The 17730-nt window shown below is 63.2% G+C and carries 13 protein-coding genes and 1 other RNA gene; 7 read left to right on the forward strand and 7 right to left on the reverse strand.

The features are described from left to right. Window positions 1-12: 12 nt before the first annotated feature. Genes phoU through phoR form a run of 3 tightly spaced genes read left to right on the forward strand, consistent with a single transcriptional unit; the run spans window position 13 to window position 2771 of the window. Entirely contained in the window at window positions 13-714 is a 702-nt protein-coding gene (gene phoU, locus R6254_RS20670; protein ID WP_318409566.1) for a phosphate signaling complex protein PhoU, read from the forward strand. A gap of 6 nt (window positions 715-720) precedes the next feature. Further along, window positions 721-1434, forward strand: coding sequence for a phosphate regulon transcriptional regulator PhoB (gene phoB, locus R6254_RS20675; RefSeq protein WP_318409567.1), 714 nt, complete (start codon window positions 721-723; stop codon window positions 1432-1434). Beyond that, entirely contained in the window at window positions 1431-2771 is a 1341-nt protein-coding gene (phoR, locus tag R6254_RS20680; RefSeq protein ID WP_318409568.1) for a phosphate regulon sensor histidine kinase PhoR, read from the forward strand. The genes phoB and phoR overlap by 4 nt, the downstream gene beginning before the upstream one ends. Here phoR and R6254_RS20685 read toward each other — a convergent pair. The 5 genes from R6254_RS20685 to trxA form a co-directional block, all read right to left on the reverse strand. Next, the gene (locus R6254_RS20685) at window positions 2731-4116 is read right to left on the reverse strand and encodes an MATE family efflux transporter (RefSeq protein WP_318409569.1); all 1386 of its coding nucleotides are present in this window, start codon (window positions 4114-4116) and stop codon (window positions 2731-2733) included. The two genes, phoR and R6254_RS20685, sit on opposite strands and share 41 nt — an antisense overlap. Next, window positions 4113-5882, reverse strand: a complete 1770-nt coding sequence (locus R6254_RS20690) for a hypothetical protein (protein WP_318409570.1) — start codon at window positions 5880-5882, stop codon at window positions 4113-4115. The genes R6254_RS20685 and R6254_RS20690 overlap by 4 nt, the downstream gene beginning before the upstream one ends. Window positions 5883-5981: 99 nt before the next feature. Next, entirely contained in the window at window positions 5982-6284 is a 303-nt protein-coding gene (locus R6254_RS20695; protein WP_318409571.1) for a type B 50S ribosomal protein L31, read from the reverse strand. Window positions 6285-6482: 198 nt separating this feature from the next. Next, window positions 6483-7745: a transcription termination factor Rho gene (gene rho / locus R6254_RS20700; protein ID WP_318409572.1), complete on the reverse strand. Its 1263-nt coding sequence runs from the start codon at window positions 7743-7745 to the stop codon at window positions 6483-6485. Between the two features lie 266 nt (window positions 7746-8011). Then, window positions 8012-8344 (reverse strand): thioredoxin TrxA, encoded by a 333-nt coding sequence (gene trxA, locus R6254_RS20705; RefSeq protein WP_318409573.1) that lies wholly within the window; start codon window positions 8342-8344, stop codon window positions 8012-8014. A 112-nt stretch (window positions 8345-8456) separates the two neighbouring features. Between trxA and R6254_RS20710 the strand changes: the two genes are divergently transcribed. The 4 genes from R6254_RS20710 (at window position 8457) to R6254_RS20725 (ending at window position 16316) form a co-directional block, all read left to right on the forward strand. Then, window positions 8457-10979 (forward strand): PD-(D/E)XK nuclease family protein, encoded by a 2523-nt coding sequence (locus R6254_RS20710; protein WP_318409574.1) that lies wholly within the window; start codon window positions 8457-8459, stop codon window positions 10977-10979. Between the two features lie 121 nt (window positions 10980-11100). Next, entirely contained in the window at window positions 11101-14337 is a 3237-nt protein-coding gene (locus R6254_RS20715) for a UvrD-helicase domain-containing protein (protein WP_318409615.1), read from the forward strand. 299 nt (window positions 14338-14636) lie between these two features. Continuing rightward, window positions 14637-15920, forward strand: coding sequence for a TIGR03862 family flavoprotein (locus tag R6254_RS20720; RefSeq protein ID WP_412103204.1), 1284 nt, complete (start codon window positions 14637-14639; stop codon window positions 15918-15920). Between the two features lie 114 nt (window positions 15921-16034). Continuing rightward, a complete protein-coding gene (locus R6254_RS20725) occupies window positions 16035-16316 on the forward strand; it encodes a hypothetical protein (RefSeq protein WP_318409575.1) in 282 nt (93 codons plus the stop codon). A 148-nt stretch (window positions 16317-16464) separates the two neighbouring features. Here the strand turns inward: R6254_RS20725 and R6254_RS20730 are convergent, their stop codons facing one another. Beyond that, window positions 16465-17475, reverse strand: coding sequence for a DUF6538 domain-containing protein (locus tag R6254_RS20730; RefSeq protein ID WP_318409576.1), 1011 nt, complete (start codon window positions 17473-17475; stop codon window positions 16465-16467). Between the two features lie 112 nt (window positions 17476-17587). Then, window positions 17588-17684, reverse strand: an RNA gene (gene ffs / locus R6254_RS20735) — signal recognition particle sRNA small type. Window positions 17685-17730: the final 46 nt, after the last annotated feature.

Here is a 17730-nt window from a genome sequence, read left to right on the forward strand (position 1 = left end):
CGGGAGCACACCATGCCAGACAAACATTTATCCACCCAGTTCGACAGCGAACTCAATGCCGTGTCTTCACGTGTGATGGAGCTGGGCGGCCTCGTCGAGTCCCAGATCCGCCTGGCGATTCATGCGTTGTCGCAGTTCAGCGCGGAAACCGCCAACCAGGTGATTGAGACCGAAGCCCGGGTCAATGCCATGGAAATCGACATTGACCGCGAGCTCTCGTCCATCATTGCGCGCCGCCAGCCAACCGCACGCGACCTGCGGCTGCTGATCGCGATTTCGAAAACCACGGCCAACCTTGAGCGCGTCGGCGACGAGGCCGAAAAAATCGCCCGCATGGTCAAGTCCATCATTGAAAGCGGCGCGTCCCGCACCTTGCCCTCGTCCGAGCTGAAAGTCGCGGCCGAACTGGCGTCGGGTTTGCTGCGCAAGGCGCTCGATGCGTTTGCCCGCCTGGACACCGCAACCGCCGTGTCCATCCTCAAAGAGGACGACCTGATCGATCAGGAGTTCGACGGTTTTGTGCGCAAGCTCATCACCTACATGATGGAAGACCCGCGCACCATTTCCCCCAGCCTGGACTTGCTGTTTGTGGCCAAGGCGATTGAGCGGGTCGGTGATCACGCGAAAAACATCGCCGAATTCATCATCTACATCGTCAAGGGGGCCGATGTCCGGCATAGCCCGATGGACCAGATCGAGTCAGCAGTCAAGTAAGTCTCCATGAAACACCAGCCACGTATATTGATCGTCGAAGACGAACCAGCGATCGCCGAACTGATTGCCATCAACCTGACGCATGGCGGTTTTTTGCCGGTGATTGCCGGCGACAGTGTCGCCGCGCAGCGTGAGCTGGATGCCGTGTTGCCCGATGCCATCCTGCTCGACTGGATGTTGCCCGGGCAAAGCGGTCTGGCCCTGGCGCGTCACCTGCGCAAGGAAGCGCGCACCAAGGCCATTCCTATCCTGATGCTGACAGCTCGGGGCGACGAGCCGGACAAGGTGGCAGGCCTGGACGCTGGTGCCGACGACTACATCACCAAGCCGTTTTCCACACAGGAACTGCTGGCCCGCATTCGTGCGGTGCTGCGTCGGCGCGCGCCGGAATCGGTCAACGACAGCGTGACCGTCGGCGAGTTGCTGCTGGATGCCGGCACCCACCGCATTTCCTACCAGAGCCAGGAACTCAAGCTGGGTCCGACCGAGTTCAAGCTCTTGCACTACCTGATGAAACATGCCGAGCGGGTGCACAGCCGCAGCACCTTGCTCGACAAGGTCTGGGGTGACCATGTGTTCATCGAGGAACGCACCGTTGATGTTCACGTCAAGCGCCTGCGCGAAGCGCTGGGCGCGGCCGGCGCCATGGTGGAAACGGTACGTGGTGCGGGTTACCGCTTGACCGCGCAGGCCCCCGCTTTGTCAGCGTCCCGGACATGATCAATCGCTGGATGATTTTTGTCGCCTGCCTGTTGCTGGGCGCGGGCGGTGGCTGGTGGCTGGCCGGCAAAGACGGTTTGACGACCGGGCTCTTGCTTGCCGCCGCGGTCTGGTTGCTGCAAGACACCCTGAAGATGGCGCGTCTGTTGACGTGGTTACGCAGCGAACAAAATGCCGATCTGCCCGGTGTGCCGGCCGGCGACGCGCCTAGCCTGGGTGGTGTCTGGGGCGAGTTGGCGGACCGCGTCCGCCGCCTGCTGAGAAACCGTGATCGCCAGTACCAAGACAGCCAGGCCCGCCTGAACGAATTTTTGTTGGCGATGCAGGCATCACCGAACGGCGTGGTGCTGCTGGATGCAGAAGGCCGCATCGAATGGTGCAACCAGACGGCGGCCCAGCATTTTGGTTTTGATGCCAAACGTGACGTGATGCAGCACATTGCCAACCTGGTGCGTGATCCGGCGTTTACCGCCTACCTGTCCTCCGGTGATTTTTACGCTGATGTGGTGATTCCCGGCGGCTCCTCCACACCGGCGCGGCCGGTCAAGCTGTCGGTGCACCTGCATGCTTACGGCAACGAGCGCAAATTGCTGTTGTCGCGCGACATCACGGCGCTGGAGCTGGCCGAAGCCATGCGCCGCGACTTTGTGGCCAATGTGTCGCATGAAATCCGCACACCGCTGACCGTGTTGTCGGGGTTTATCGAAACGCTGCAAACCCTGCCGCTGCAGGAGCCCGAACGCACACGTTACCTGGGCCTGATGGCGCAGCAGTCGCTGCGTATGCAAACATTGGTCAACGACTTGCTCACCTTGTCCCGCCTGGAAGGCAGCCCTCTGCCGGATACCAGCGGCTGGGTCAGCACCGCCGCCTTGTTGGCGCAATGTGAGCAGGAGGCGCGTGTGTTGTCGGCCTTGCTGACCGCCGAGGGTCACCGGCTGGTGTTCGAGGCCGGGCCACCTTGCGAGCTGGCAGGCGCGCACAACGAACTGCTCAGCGCGATGTCCAACCTGGTGACCAATGCCGTGCGTTACACCCCCCAAGGCGGGCAGGTGCTGGTCAGCTGGGCGCTGCTGGACGATGGACGCGGCCGGTTCCAGGTGCAAGACAGCGGACCCGGCATTGCCGCGGAACATATCCCGCGCCTGACCGAACGGTTTTACCGCATTGATCGCAGCCGCTCGCGTGAGACCGGCGGCACCGGGCTGGGCCTGGCGATTGTCAAACATGTGACCCAGCGCCATGGCGCCGAGTTACAGATTGAAAGCCAGCCGGGTCACGGCTCGCGGTTTGCGATTATTTTTCCGCTGACGCGGGTGCGGCCGAGCCAGACCTAGGCGCTGCCGTCAAGCTGCGCCTGACCGCGTGCCAGAGCAATCCTGCAAAACACAGGGCGACCGCGCCCAGGGCCACGGTGCTGACGGCCCAGAAACTGCTGGCCGACTGGGTGGCCGGCCAGGCGCCCCATCCCTCATAGGCCAGCGTATAACCCCCCAACAGACCCACGCCCCAGAGCAGCACGCTGTAGAGCAGCAGCGGCGTCAGGGTGATACGGTAGCAACGCAGCAAGAAGGCGCACAGGGCCTGAATGGCATCGGCCAGGTGGTAGGCCGCCACCCACAGCAGCAGGCCAGAGCCCAGGGCCACGATGGCCGGGTTGCGGGAGTAAAGACTGGCGATGACTTCATTTGCTATTAAAAGAGTAGCTGAAAGCGCAAGTGCAATAAGGGCTGTCAACCTGAAACCTATCCAGACGACACGCCGGGCCTGGTCCGGGCGCTCGGCACCTATCCAGAACGACACCCGGGCGCTGCAGGCCAGGGCCATGGACAGCGGCACCATGTACAACACAGCTGTGACACTGGCCGCGATCTGGTGGCTGGCCGTGGCCACCGTGCCCAGTCGGGCGATGAACAGCGCCATCAAGGTAAACGAGGTGACCTCGACCAGGTAGGCCATGCCACCCGGAACGCCCAGGCGAGCGAAGGCGCCGATCTGGCGCCAGTCGGGCGCTTCCATGGCGGCCCATAGTTGATAGGGCCGGTACAGGCCCTGGGTGCGCAGCATGATCACGGCCAGCAGCAGCAAGCCGTAGTTGACCACCAGGGTGGCCCAGGCGCAGCCCACCACGCCCATGGGCGCCACGCCGGCGCCGCCGGCTACCAGCCAGACCGACAGGGGCAGCTTGAGGAGCAAGGCCCCCAGTTGCAGCCAAGTCACCAGCAGGGGCCGGCCTAAGGACTGGTTGAAGGTGCTGTACACGCGAAACAGCAGCGAGGGCATCAGTGCCACGGCCAGTACCGCCAGGTAAGCCTGCACCTCGCCCCGCATGGCCTCGGGAACCTCTGCCCAGCGCAGCAGCGGACCGGGGAACAGCAAGGCAGCCATGCCGGCCACCGTGAGAAAAATGCACAGGTACAGGCTTTGTCGCAGCGATTGCCCCAGGGCCGCCGGCTGGCGCGCACCGTGGAGTTCGGCCCAGATGGGCAGCAAGGCCTGCACGATGCCGATCAGGCCAACATAAACGCTGACGTAGATCGCCGAGCCCACGGACAGCGCTGCCAGGGCCTGGTCACTGTAGCGGCCGGCAATGACCGTGTCAGCTACGCCAAAAGCCATGACGGCCAGTTGGCCGACCAACACCGTGCCGGCGTGCCTGAGGATGACTTTGAGTTCGCTCACGGCCGGCGGCGAGCCGGCGCAGCCGTGGAGGCTGTCGCTTGATCGGGCGTTGCCACGCTGACACGTTTGTACAGCGCGACGTTTTCGCCTTTGTCGGTGGGCCGGCGCAAGGTGGCCAGGTAAGCCCATTCGGGCATGTCGACGACGTTGCTCACCGTGTCTTGTGCGTCGGCATCCACCACCAGGTAGGGACAGGTCGCTTTGGGGCCGGCCTGACGCAACTGAAGATTGCCATGGTATTGAAAGGCCGCCACCTGGCCGCTGTTCAGGCCATACACCTCGACGCAGGCTTGCGGATCGACCCGCGCGGCGACCTGGCGTGACAGTGGCGCATAGCTACGGGCATAGTCCAGCAGGGGCAGCCACAGCGTCATGAGTAGCAGCCAGCACAAGGTCGCGCCGCCGGCCGGCAGCACCATGGATTTCCAGACCGCGGTGCGCTGACGGCCAGCGCGCCATTTGACCAGCCAGGCCCAGACCAGGGTGGCCCCGACCGCCGCCAGAAACGCCAGCCAGGAAAAGCTCGGTTCAAAGCCCGGCGCCAGCTTGGCGACATTGGCCGCTGGTTGTTTGGGGATGCCGGTCTGCATGGCGATCCAGATCACCCAGATGACGGTGGCGCAGCCGGTGAAAAAGAGCAGGGTGAACCAGTCGATCAGCGAAGCGACGCTGCGTTTGAGTGTGGGCAGCGCAAAGGCCGCGAGGGCCGCCAGCGGCGGCAGGCTCAGCAGCAGGCTACGGTCGGAGGCGGTGGTGGTCAGGGTGGCGGCGATGGCCACGATGGCAAACCACAGCGGCAAAGCCACATGCCGGCTGCTCAGTTGCCGGCGCCAGCGCCACAAGGTCCAGGCCGCCAGCGGCCAGGTGGGCCAGGTGAACCAGATCAGCAAGCGCCCCAGGCTGCGCCATTCCTTGATGTCTGCGGGCGTACTCAGGCCGGCCATGTCTATACGCCAGCGCCACAGATCCAGCCCGTAAGACAGGAGGGCCACGGCCACGGTCAGCGTACCGGCCAGCAGCGCCCAGCGCCAGGCATGGGCGGGCTTGTCTTCAGGCAGGACATCTTTCCGGCTGTTCAGCGCGATCAGGGTGCTGCCGGCGCCCAGCAGGACCGCCACGGTGGGCGCACCGCTCAAAGCCAGCCCGGCCAGCCCGAGCGCCAGGCCCAGGGCGGGGCCAATGATTTGGGAGGCGCTGCGGTAGGCGCTGGCGGCCATGGCATAAAACACCAGCGCCGTGAAGCCGAGTTGGGCCAGGGCCGGCGTGGTTTCATGCGAGAGCTGGGCCAGGCCCAGGCTGGCAATCAGGGCCAAGAGGCCGGCGTCGGCAATGGCTCTGGCGTAGTCGATGGGGCTGGCTTCGCCGCCAAAGGCAAAAGCCACCGGCTGGGCCTGCGGACTGCGGGCCAGGTAATAAATCGCATACCAAGTGGCCAACAGGGTCAGCGCCAGCAGCAGGCCAAAGGGAATCCGTGCCGCAAAGGCAGAATCAAAAAAGGGCAGGAGCTTGATCGCCAGGGCGCCCAACCAATAAGGCGCCAGCGCTTCAAATTCGCCCGATTGCCCCAGCAGTTGGGGATGCAGCCAACTGGTGTTGCCGGCAGCAAGTTCGCGCATGGTGCCAAAGGCCGCGATGTCGGCGGTTTTCCAGGGGCCACGACCCAGGAAGCCGGGCAGCACATAGGCCACACAAAACAGCAGCAGGGCAAGCCGGGGCAGGCGGCGCACCGCAGACTGGGCAATGATGGCTGGCGAAGGTTTGTTCAAGGGTGCTCGGGGTCAAACAAGGAATGCCCGATTTTGGGGCAAAAAAAAGCAGCCTGACATTCAGGCTGCTTTTTCTGTGAGCTGGACGAAGGTCGCAGCTTACTCGGCAGCGGGGGCTTCAGCAGCAGCGGTTTCAGTCGCGGCAGTTTTGGCGGTAGTTTTGCCAAAACGGTTGCGGAACTTCTCAACGCGACCACCCATGTTGTCCACGGATTTTTGTGTGCCGGTGTAGAAGGGGTGCGATTCGCTGGACGTATCGAGCTTGTACAGGGGCAACTCGCGACCGTCTTCCATTTTCACCATTTCCTTGGTGTTGGCGCAGGAGCGTGTCACAAACTTGAAGTTGTTGGACATGTCCAGGAAACAAACTTCGCGGTAGTTGGGGTGAATGCCGTCTTTCATGATCTTTTCCTTGTTCGTTATGGCAGCCACCCAAACCAGTTCCGGGCACTTTCCATGAAGCCTTAAATTATAGCCCGGATTTGAGGCTCCAAGCTTCCAGCCCAAATGGGCAATTTTCCGACGGGCCGCCCCTAGGAAAATTAGCCCCCTCGGGGGGCAGAGAGCTACACGCTAGTGAGCGAACGTGGGGGCTATGTTCTAGCCGCCTCTACGCATCATGTCGAAGAACTCGTGGTTGTTCTTGGTTGCTTTCATGTTCTTGAGCATCAGCTCCATGGACTCGATTTCGTCCATGTTGTACATGAATTGACGCAGAATTCGCGACTTTTGCAGGATTTCCGGGGCCAGCAGCAGCTCTTCCTTGCGGGTGCCGCTGCGGTTCAAATGAATCGCCGGGAACACGCGTTTTTCGTACAAACGGCGGTCCAGGTGGATTTCGCAGTTGCCGGTGCCTTTGAATTCTTCAAAAATCACCTCGTCCATGCGGCTGCCGGTATCAACCAGCGCGGTGCCGATGATGGTCAGGCTACCGCCTTCCTCGATCTTGCGGGCTGCACCGAAGAAACGTTTGGGGCGCTGCAAGGCGTTGGCATCGACACCGCCGGTCAACACCTTGCCGGATGAAGGCAAGACGTTGTTGTAGGCACGGGCCAGGCGGGTGATGGAGTCCAGCAAAATGACCACGTCTTTGCCGAGTTCGACCAGACGCTTGGCGCGTTCGATCACCATTTCGGCCACATGCACGTGGCGGGCGGCGGGCTCGTCAAAAGTCGACGAAATCACTTCACCGCGCACGCTGCGCTGCATTTCGGTCACTTCTTCAGGGCGCTCATCCACCAGCAGCACCATCATGACCACTTCGGGGTAGTTGGCGGTGATCGCGTGGGCGATGTGCTGCATCATCACGGTCTTGCCGGACTTGGGCGGCGCCACCAGCAGGGCGCGCTGGCCTTTGCCGATGGGGGCGATGATGTCTATGATGCGGCTGGTCAGGTTTTCTTCACCCTTGATGTCGCGTTCGAGCTTGAACTGCTCGCGCGGGAACAGCGGTGTCAAGTTTTCGAACATCACCTTGTGCTTGTTGGCTTCAGGCGCGCCGTCGTTGACCTTGTCCAGCTTGTTCAGTGCAAAGTAGCGCTCGCCGTCTTTCGGGGTGCGCACTTCGCCTTCGATCATGTCGCCGGTGTGCAGGTTGAAGCGGCGGATCTGGCTCGGACTGATGTAGATGTCGTCCGTGCTGGCCGTGTAGCTGGAGTCCGGTGCGCGCAGAAAGCCGAAGCCGTCAGGCAACACTTCGAGCACGCCGTCAGCGACGATGGTTTCCCCGGTTTTGGAACGCTTCTTGATGATGGCAAACATCAATTCCTGTTTGCGCATGCGGCCAGGATTTTCGATCTCAAGGGCTTCGGCTTGCTTGAGGACTTCAGACACGTGCTGCGCCTTGAGTTCGTTTAAATGCATGGGGAAACCTTGCGTGAAGTGAACTCCTCGCGGAGTCATTTAAAAAACGGGGGAGGTTTGAAAGGAAAGCTAGAAGGGCTTCACAAACCGGGAACTCGAACCAACCGGCAGCAGCCAGTCAGCGAACAAGGGCATTATGACAGGAAAATGGGAGGCTTCATCAGGGCCTTGGGGGCCTGGTCACAGGCACTGCCGATTTGCCCCGGAGGGGAGGACGCGCGAAGAAGCTGCGTGGGGACAGCTTCTTTCGCGACGCCGGGCATGGCTTAGGCCAGTTGCTGGTCGATGAAGGCGGTCAGCTGGGCTTTGCTCATGGCGCCGACCTTGGTGGCGGCCAGTTGACCGTCCTTGAACAACATCAGGGTCGGGATGCCGCGGATGCCGAACTTGGCGGGGATGTCGCGGTTTTCGTCGACATTCATCTTGGCGATTTGCAGCTTGCCTTCATAGCCGGTGGCAACTTCGTCAAGAATAGGCGCAATCATTTTGCAAGGGCCGCACCATTCGGCCCAGTAGTCCACCAGCACAGGTTTGGAAGCTTGCAGCACGTCGGCTTCAAAGGTGGCATCGGTGGTATGTTTGATCAGGTCGCTGGCCATGGCATGTCCTTTGGGAAAGGGTTCAGGAAATTTCTAGGATAGAAGCTAAAGTTGCAGGCATTGTGGCAGAAACCAAGTCCCCCCGCCGTTCCCCAAACCCCAAATCCTCCCTATGAGCGTGATAGTCAAGAGCATGGCCGCAGCGCCAGGCCCCAGCGAGCCCAGCTGGCAACAAGTGATGAAGCAACTGGCTGCCTTGCTGCAGGAGCGTGGTGTCCATCCGGCGCGCACCGTGGTGTTGTTGCCTTATGTACAACTGATTCAAGAGGCCAAAACCGCCTGGGCCAGTGCGGCCAGCGGCACCCACTTTGTGCCGCGTTTCGAGTCGACCATGAACTGGGCCACCAGCTTGGGAGGCTTCGAGCCGGCCGACGGCGACTGGCGCCAGGACGTGGCGCGCGACGTGTTGACAGCCGCCTCATTGTTGACGCGGGCCGGTCTGGGCGCGCACAAGGATGCTTTCGCGGCCCGCCTGGTCGAGGCCGCCGCATCGCTGGCCAAGCTGGCTGCGGCTGTGCCGCCCGAGCAGCGCCTGGCCTGGGGGGCGCAGATGAGTACTTCTCTGGGCGCCGGCATGGACTCGTCGCTGCTGCAGTTGGAAGCCGCGCTGGGCCAGATCGCGCTGACCTGGGTGACCCATTCCAGCTACCCCTCGGACGTGCTGTTTACGGAGCAGGCGAGTGGGCCGGTAGACCTGCTGGTGGTGCTGGAAGGCTTCCAGGCCGAGCCGGTGACCGAGGCGCTGAAAACCCATTTTGGCGAGCGCGCCGTGGCGATTGCCCTGAACCTGCCCGGCGAGCCGCATCTGCCGGCCTTACATGCCGCACCTGATTTTGAAGCCGAGGCGCAACGCGCCGCCGCCTGCGTGATGGCGCATCTGGCGCAGGGCCGCAGCCCGGTCGCGCTGATTGCGCAGGATCGCGAGCAGACCCGCCGCGTGCGCGCCATGCTGGCGGAGCGCGGCATTGCGCTGCGTGACGAAACCGGCTGGAAACTCTCCACCACCCGCGCGGCGGCCACCTTGATGGGCTTGTTGCGCGCCTTGACCTGGAACGCCAGCACCGACGCCGTGCTGGACTGGCTGAAAAACGCCCCGGCCTTTGAGGCGAGCACCGTCATGGCCGCCGAGAAAGAATTACGCCGCGCCGGTGTGCGTGAATGGCGCGGCATCTACGCCTCGCTGCTGGCCAGCAGCGCTCTCGTGGTTCGCTGGCAGGAACTGCGCGAGCCCTTGCAGCGCGCAAGGCCGCTGGCGGTCTGGCTGCGTGACTTGCGCGCGGCCCTGCAGCAGGCCGGGCAGTGGGAGGTCCTGGTGCTGGACGTGGCCGGTCAGGCCGTGATGGACGCCTTGCGCCTGCACGAGGGCGCGGAAACCGAGTTTGACGATGCCGAAGGGCGCATGAGCCTGGCCGAGTTCAGCACCTGGGTCAACCAGGCCTTGGAGGCGGCCAAATACATGCCGGTGCATCCGGACCAGGCGCAGGTGGTGATCTTGCCGCTGAGCCAGTTGCTGGGCCGTACCCTGCAAGCCGTGGTGCTGCCCGGCTGCGACGAGTTGCACCTGCCGGTCTCGCCCGAACCCGCCGGCCAGTGGACCCCGGCCCAGCGCGAACTGCTGGGCCTGCCCTCGCGCGAGGCCGAGGCCGCCGCCCAACGCGCCGCCTGGCAACACGCCTTGCGTTTTCCGCATCTGGATGTGCTCTGGCGCGAAAGCCAAAACGGCGAACGTTTGATGCCCAGCGGTTTTGTGCAGGAGCTTGTGTTGCAACACGCACCCGCGCTGGCGCCCGATCCACGTGTGTTGCGGCAACTGGACATCCATCCCACGCAGCGACCGATGCCGACCGGTGCAGCGCTGCCGATCCAGCGCCTGTCGGCCAGCGCGTACGAAGACTTGCGGCGTTGCCCGTATCGTTTTTTTGCCCTGCGCCAGTTGAAGGTGCAAGAGGCCGACGAGCTGGACACCGAACTCGGCAAGCGTGATTTCGGCAACTGGCTGCACAGCTTGCTCAAGATTTTTCATGAGGCCTTAAAAGCCGCGCCCACCCCCGATCTGCAAGCGCGGGTAGCTATGATCAATAGTGCGGCTGACGAAGCCGCCAAGGCACTGGGTCTGAGTGACAGCGAGTTCTTGCCTTTTGCCGCCAGCTGGCCACGGGTGCGTGAAGGTTACCTGGACTGGCTGACAGGCCACGAGGCCGAAGGTGCGGTGTTTGAGGCGGCCGAGGTGTCCCGCGAGGTGCCGCTGGGCGCCTTGACCTTGATCGGCAACCTGGACCGCATCGACCGTCTGGCTGATGGCAGCCGTCTGGTGATCGATTACAAAACCGAAAACCGCGCCACCACCGCCGATCGCCTCAAACAGCCGCAGGAAGACACCCAACTGGCTTTTTACGCCGGGCTGCTTTGCGACGACACCTTGTCGGCGGCGTATGTGAACCTTGGCGAAAAAGAAGCCACACGCACCTACGAGCAGCCCGACATCGTGGCCCTGCGCGACGAGTTGCTGGAAAGCATCCTGAGCGACATGGCGCGTATCGCCGACGGCACGCCGCTGCCGGCCCTGGGCGAAGGCAAAGCCTGCGACTACTGTGCAGCACGCGGCCTGTGCCGCAAGGATTTCTGGAATACATGATGACCCCCACGTTTCTCGCTTCGCGTAGTGCGCTGCCCCCCGAGGGGGCCACCCCGCCTGCGGCCCGGCAAAGCCGGTTCCGCGTCTCGGACTGGCTGGAAAGGAGTGTCCTTTGACGCTCGTGCCTACTGTGCCGTCTGTTGCGGCCTACGAACACAACGGCAAAACCGTTTCCGCCCCGGCTTTTTACGCCATCGCCTGCGACCCGCGTCGCAGCGTGGCGGTGGAAGCCTGCGCCGGCGCCGGCAAAACCTGGATGCTGGTCTCGCGTATCGTGCGGGCCTTGCTGGACGGTGCGCAGCCGCATGAAATCCTGGCGATCACTTTTACCAAACGTGCGGCCGGCGAGATGCGTGAGCGTCTCTACGACTGGCTGGAGCAGTTCGCCCATGCCGACGACGCGACCCTGGCGCGGGAACTCGCGATGCGCGGTTTTTTGTATGAAAAAGGCCCGCAGCCCCCGTCTGACGGGCGCGAGCAGCTATCAAATTTATACCAAGGCATTCTCACGACCGGCCGCGCGGTGCAGATACGCACCTTTCACAGCTGGTTTGCAGCCTTGCTCCGCAGCGCGCCGATTGCGCTGTTGCAGCAGCAAGGCTTGCCGCTCAATTACGAACTGCTGGAAGACGATGCGCCGGCCAAGGCCCTGGTCTGGCGGCGCTTTTATGCGGCGCTGGTGGCGCAGCCGGAACTGAAGGCCGACTTTGAAGCCGTGGTGCTGGCCTATGGGCGTTTCCAGGCCGACAAGGCCTTGCAGGCCGCGCTGGACAAACGCACCGAGTTCGCCCTGGCCGATGCCGCCGGCGTGGTCGATGCCTCGGTCCAGCATTTCACGGCGCAGTTCACCGAGTTCGGCGGGCTGGACGAACCTGAAGAATTGCTCAGCACCAACCGCTTTCACCGGCAAACCCTGCGCGATGCCGCCGTGGCCCTGGGCCGCGCCAGCGCGCCGACGTTCTCTGCCAAAGGGGTGGAGCTGGAGCAGGCGCTGACCGCCGGCAACCTGCAGGCGGCGTTTGCCGCGTTGCTGACCGACAAGGGCACGCCGCGCAAGTTCGGCGACAAGATCGTCGGCATCGAGCAAGTCCGTATTGCGCAAGACCTGGTGTTGCGTGTGTTGGCCGCGCGCCAGCAGCACGATGCCTGGTTGTACCAGCAGCGTCTGGCGCGGCTGACGCGTCTGCTGATCGCCGAGTTCACCGCGCTCAAACACGAACGCGGCTGGGTCGACATGAACGACATCGAACGTGCTGCGCTGGCGCTGCTGGGTGACGAGGTCTTGTCGGGCTGGGTGCAGGAGCGGCTGGACGCACGGATCCGGCATTTGCTGATCGATGAATTCCAGGACACCAACCCGCTGCAGTGGCAGGCGCTGTGGTCCTGGCTCAGCGCTTATGGCGGCGCGGGCAGCCGGCCCAGCGTGTTTATCGTCGGCGACCCGAAGCAGAGTATTTACCGCTTCCGGCGTGCCGAGCCGCAGGTGTTCAAGGCCGCGCAGGCCTTTGTGGCCGACCCCGACGGCCTGAACGGCGAGCTGCTTAGCTGCGACCACACACGGCGCAATGCGCAGCGGGTGATTGCCACCGTCAACGAGGTCATGGGCGCCGCGCGGGATAACGACGGTTACGACGGCTTCCGGGACCACACCACCGAGTCGCCTGAACCCGGATCGGCGGGCCGCCTGCCACCGATTCCCCGCGCCAAAGAAGTCGAAGGCGAAGCGCCGGGCCAGGCCTGGCGCGACAGCTTGAGCACACCGCGCGAGATTCCCGAAGAAACCCTGCGCACGCTGGAAGCGCGCCAGGCCGCGGCCTGGATTTCGGCACAGGTGGCCGGCGGTCTGCAACCGTCCGACATCATGGTGCTGTCGCGCAAACGCGCGGGCTTGCTGCCGCTGCAGGAGGAGTTGCGGGCTTTGCATATTCCGGCGCTGGTCGGCGAAAAAACCGCGCTGATTGATTGCTGCGAGGTGCTGGATATCGTGGCGCTGCTGGATGTGCTGGTCTCGCCGCAGCACGATTTGTCGCTGGCGCGCGCCTTGCGCTCGCCGCTGTTCGGCCTGGACGACGACGCGCTGGTGCAGATCGCGCTGCAGCGCACAGCGCTGGGCGGCTCCTGGTTTGATGTGCTGCAAAAATCAGAGCATCTTGCGCCCGCGCTACAAGGGCTGGCACCTGTTTTGATGCGGTACAAAGGCTGGCTGGACCGCCTGCCGCCGCACGATGCGCTGCAGGCCATTTACCACCATGGCGACGTGCTCGCGCGTTTTGCCGCCGCCGCGCCGGCCGCGCAACGCGCCAGCGTGCTGGCCAATCTGCGCGCGCTGCTGGCGGTGGCGCTGCAGCTTGACGGCGGGCGTTACGCCACGCCGTATGCTTTTGTGCGCGCCCTCAAAGCCGGCGGCCTGCAGGCGCCCGCCACGGTCAGCAGCGAGGCCGTGCGCCTGTTGACCATTCACGGCGCCAAAGGCCTGGAGGCCGAAGCCGTCTTGCTGCTGGACACCGACACGCTGGAGCGCAACGCCGACAGCATGGGTGTGCTGGTGGACTGGCCCGGCGAGGCCGTCGCGCCGCACAAGTTTGTGTTTTTGGTCAGCGAAAGCCGGCCGCCGGCCTGTGCGCTGGAAGCCCTGGCTGCCGAGCAGACCGCACGCCGGCGCGAGGAACTCAATGCCCTGTATGTGGCGCTGACCCGCGCCCGGCGCACCTTGATGATGTCGTCCATCACGCCGCACCGCGAAACCACCCACAGTTGGTGGCAGCGCCTGGTCGGGTTGGTGGACGAGGTGCCGGTACCGCCGGCGCAAGAACTGGCGGGCGACTTGGCCCACGCGCTGGATCATTTGCCGGAACTGCCTGTGGCCCCGGTGTTGCCTGTGCAGGTAGCGACGGAAACCAAAGTGGATGACGACACGCTGAGTGCCCGCCTGGGCAAGGCCATGCACCGGCTGCTGGAGTGGGGCGGCAGCTCGGAGCCGCGGGTGCGCGCGGTGATGCGCGAGTTCCGCCTGAGCCCGGCCCAGGGCCAGACCGCGGCAGAGCGGGCGCAGCGCATCCTGAGCGGCGCGGGCGCCTGGGCCTGGGATGCCCAAGTCATCGCCTGGCAGGGCAACGAAGTCGAGCTGTTTTACGAAGGTGATACCTGGCGCCTGGACCGGCTGGTGCAGCGCAAGGACGCCGGTCACGAAGGCCACTGGTGGGTGCTGGACTACAAATCGAACGCCGCGCCGCAAGAGCTGCCGGAACGGGTGGGCAAGATGCAAACTTACCGCGCGGCGGTGCAGGCGCTGTACGCGGGGCAAACCGTCAAGGCGGCGTTTTTGACCCCACAAGGGGCGGTGCTGGAAGTGCCCTGAGGGGCGGCGGGTCGGCCTGCCTGCATAATTCGCCCTGGCCCTCACGCTAAAGCGCCGCCTGTCGCCATGGATCGATTTCTCAAGCCTTTTAGGCCTCTAGCCCATGGTGGTCGAGCGCAAGCAGCTATAAAATAAATAGCGACTGCTGTGCCCCTCACCGCCTATTTTTGTCCCCGCCTCCCGCGCCATTTCCGGAAACTTTCTTGAACGATCTCACTGACTCCGCCTCCCGCACCTCTTTGTCCACCGCCGGCCGGGTGCGCCGCATTGCCGTGATAGGCGGCGGCCCCGCCGGCCTGATGGCCGCCGAGGTGCTGTCCAGCGCTGGCGCCGCCGTGCAGGTCGAGGTCTTTGATGCCATGCCTTCGGTGGGTCGCAAGTTTTTGCTGGCCGGCAAGGGCGGGCTGAACCTGACCCACTCCGAGGCGCCTGAGCCTTTTCTCAGCCGTTATGGCGAACGCAGTGCACAACTGCAGCCGCTGCTGGCCGCGTTTGGCCCCACCGACTTGCGCGCCTGGGCCGAAGCCCTGGGCGTGGAAACCTTTATCGGCAGCTCGGGCCGCGTGTTTCCCAAAGACATGAAAGCCGCGCCGCTGCTGCGCGCCTGGCTGCAGCGCCTGCGCCTGGCCGGTGTGAAGTTCTCCATGCGCCACCGCTGGCTGGGCTGGGCCGAGGACGGTGCGCTGACCTTTGCCGGCCCCGCCGGCGAAGTGAAAACGCAGGCCGACGCCGTGGTGCTGGCGCTGGGTGGTGGCAGCTGGGCGCGCTTGGGTTCGGACGGCGCCTGGGTGCCCTTGCTGGCACAACGTGGCGTGGCCATGGCGCCGCTGCGGCCGTCCAACTGCGGTTTTGACGTCGCGGCCTTGCCGCGCGAAACGGCGGAGGGCGAAACGCGGCGCGAGTTCTTGAAAGAAATCACCGGCCAAAGCCCGGCCCCCCAGGCCGGCTGGACCGAACATTTCTCCAGCCGCTTTGCCGGCCAGCCCTTCAAGTCGGTCGCCATCCAGTTCACCGACTCGCAAGGCCGGAGCTTCCACCGCAAAGGCGAGTTTGTCGCCACCGCCACGGGTGTGGAAGGCAGCCTGGTTTACGCCGTGTCCAACCTGCTGCGCGACGAAATCGCCGCGCACGGCAGCGCCACGTTTTACCTGGACCTGCTGCCCGACAAAACGCCCGAACAGGTGCTGGTCGAGGTGCGCCATCCGCGCGGCTCACGATCGTTGTCCAGCCACCTGAAAAGCCGGCTCAGCATTGACGGCATCAAGGCCGCCATGTTGCACGAGCTGCTGGGCAAGGAGGCCATGAACAGCCCGGTGCAACTGGCCCACGCCCTCAAGGCCTTGCCGGTGCGTGTGATCGCCGCCAGGCCCATCGACGAAGCCATCAGCACCGCCGGCGGTGTGATGTTTGAAACCATGGATGCGCAACTGCGGCTCACCACACTCAAGGACACGGCGCAGCCGGTGTTTTGTGCCGGTGAAATGCTGGACTGGGAAGCGCCCACAGGCGGCTACCTGTTGAGCGCCTGTTTTGCCAGCGGCCGTGTGGCCGGGCAGGGCGCTTTAAGCCATTTTGGCCTCTAGCCCAATCAGGGCGGTCGCAAGCAGCTACTGATTTGGTAGCGGCTTGTTCACTTTATTTGTTTGATTCGTTTCCCCGCTGCCCTTGTGCAGCAGCCTTCAAGAAAAGAGATAACCATGATCGTCCGCTTCCACATTGACCCGATGGAACAAGACCAGTACGAATACCGTGTCACCTACGAAGGTGAAGACCTGTTTGGCGACGTCGGCCTGGACAGCATCGAAGCCTGCATCACCGCCGCCACCGAAGGCCTGAGCCAGGACCCCGTGGGCGCCGAGATCGCCTACCGCGGCATCATCAGCGGCACCTACCCGCTGGCCACCCTGGCGCTGGCGTCGGCGCAGATTGCGCAGCATGCACTGAATACAACGACGGCGATTGAAGAGGTCAGCTCGTAAGCCTGCATAGGAAATGATGAGTCTGTCTTTTACACTCATCCTCATGAAAAAAAGCGCCCCAATCCGTTACGCCGTACTCGCAATCTGGGTAACGATTGCCCTGTCTGTAGTCATCGCTGTCATCGACCGACAAACAGGAGCAATGTCGTCAGGAAACTTCCTCGGGTCGCTTTTCATCTACGCTTTCGTGTGCATCTTGCCCTTCAAGATTTCTGAAGGCAAGAACTGGGCGAGGTACGCTTACGCGGTTGTTGTTGTCTTGACAACGGCGGTGCTGTTTGAACCAAGTGCGGTAGTTGTCGCCCATTTCCCTTGTGACGCCCTCTAGTGCCATGTCGGGATACCGGCTTTCAAATTGCTTTAGTGCCCGTCCATACGCCGCTATAGAGTCTTTGGACCGTGTGGAGTCGCCTGATACCTGCCAGCGCTCATACACGCCCCGTAATGTTCTTGGCTTGGCGGTGGCGGGCAACGTGGTTAGGACTACAGGCGTATCTATGATTTCCCCGGCGTCTCGCTGGGTCCTCTCATGGTGCGCTGTGCGGTACGCCTTGAGACACTGGAGAAGCGCCTCCCGCGCGCCAGGAGTTCGGGCATCAAGGGATATACCCAGCTTGTTTGCCTCAGCTTGGACGATAGGCAGCACGGAGGCAAGGTTTCGGCCCGCCAGGGCCACCGCCGCATTACCGTCTAGATAGGCATTGAGTTCGGACAGTTCTGCAGCCTCTTCAGGCGTCAGCCCAGAGAGGTCATCCTCACGGGTCTCGGTAGGTTCCCATTGGGGGATGATTAATGGATTCTTGGCCCTGCGATCAAGCTCGCGGCGAATGTGAACCATCTCAGCAAGGAGAGGCAAGTCGGAGCGTAAACGGTCATCCTCAGCTAATACGGTGGCGCGGACCCGCTCAGACAGCAATGCGGCTAACTCTTGGGGGACCGAATCAATTTGAGTGGGTTTTAATTCGCGGCGCTTGGTCTCGAAGTCGGCCAGCCATTCGGCCCGCTTGATGGTTGCCAGAAGGGTTGCCTCGTGGCGTTCGCTGGTGTCCAAAGCGAGGTTAATACGGGAAGTCCCGTAGGCCACCTTCAGATCGTTTGGGATCAGGATTCGGATGTACCAGCGGGAGCCTCGGAGGTTCAACCCTTCGACTTGAGCCATGTCTTTTTCCTTCATAGATTTAATGAAGTGACACACTCAAGTGATACAAAACCGCAGCGGGAAGCCGCTCTAGGCTTGAAACCCGCATGGATACTCGGTTTAATATGAATAAGGTGACGAGCCTTGACCCCGGCACTGGCTCCACAGTTAGGGCTGCTTGGTTCCCCATCTGACCCGGTTGGCCGCTTTACCATGCGGGAAGGCCCGTCACTGACTATTGTAAGGGCAGGGCGGCAGGCTTAAAGACCGGGGGGC

The organism is Polaromonas potterensis, assembly GCF_033446725.1.
Lineage (GTDB): Bacteria > Pseudomonadota > Gammaproteobacteria > Burkholderiales > Burkholderiaceae_C > Polaromonas.

Excerpts from the sequence above, each read along its gene's own strand:
- phoU (WP_318409566.1), top strand. The coding sequence starts at position 13 with ATGCCAGACAAACATTTATCCACCCAGTTCGACAGCGAACTCAATGCC.
- phoB (WP_318409567.1), top strand. The coding sequence starts at position 721 with ATGAAACACCAGCCACGTATATTGATCGTCGAAGACGAACCAGCGATC.
- phoR (WP_318409568.1), top strand. The coding sequence starts at position 1,431 with ATGATCAATCGCTGGATGATTTTTGTCGCCTGCCTGTTGCTGGGCGCG.
- R6254_RS20695 (WP_318409571.1), bottom strand. The coding sequence starts at position 6,284 with ATGAAAGACGGCATTCACCCCAACTACCGCGAAGTTTGTTTCCTGGAC.
- rho (WP_318409572.1), bottom strand. The coding sequence starts at position 7,745 with ATGCATTTAAACGAACTCAAGGCGCAGCACGTGTCTGAAGTCCTCAAG.
- trxA (WP_318409573.1), bottom strand. The coding sequence starts at position 8,344 with ATGGCCAGCGACCTGATCAAACATACCACCGATGCCACCTTTGAAGCC.
- R6254_RS20710 (WP_318409574.1), top strand. The coding sequence starts at position 8,457 with ATGAGCGTGATAGTCAAGAGCATGGCCGCAGCGCCAGGCCCCAGCGAG.
- R6254_RS20720 (WP_412103204.1), top strand. The coding sequence starts at position 14,637 with ATGGCCGCCGAGGTGCTGTCCAGCGCTGGCGCCGCCGTGCAGGTCGAG.
- R6254_RS20725 (WP_318409575.1), top strand. The coding sequence starts at position 16,035 with ATGATCGTCCGCTTCCACATTGACCCGATGGAACAAGACCAGTACGAA.
- R6254_RS20730 (WP_318409576.1), bottom strand. The coding sequence starts at position 17,475 with ATGGCTCAAGTCGAAGGGTTGAACCTCCGAGGCTCCCGCTGGTACATC.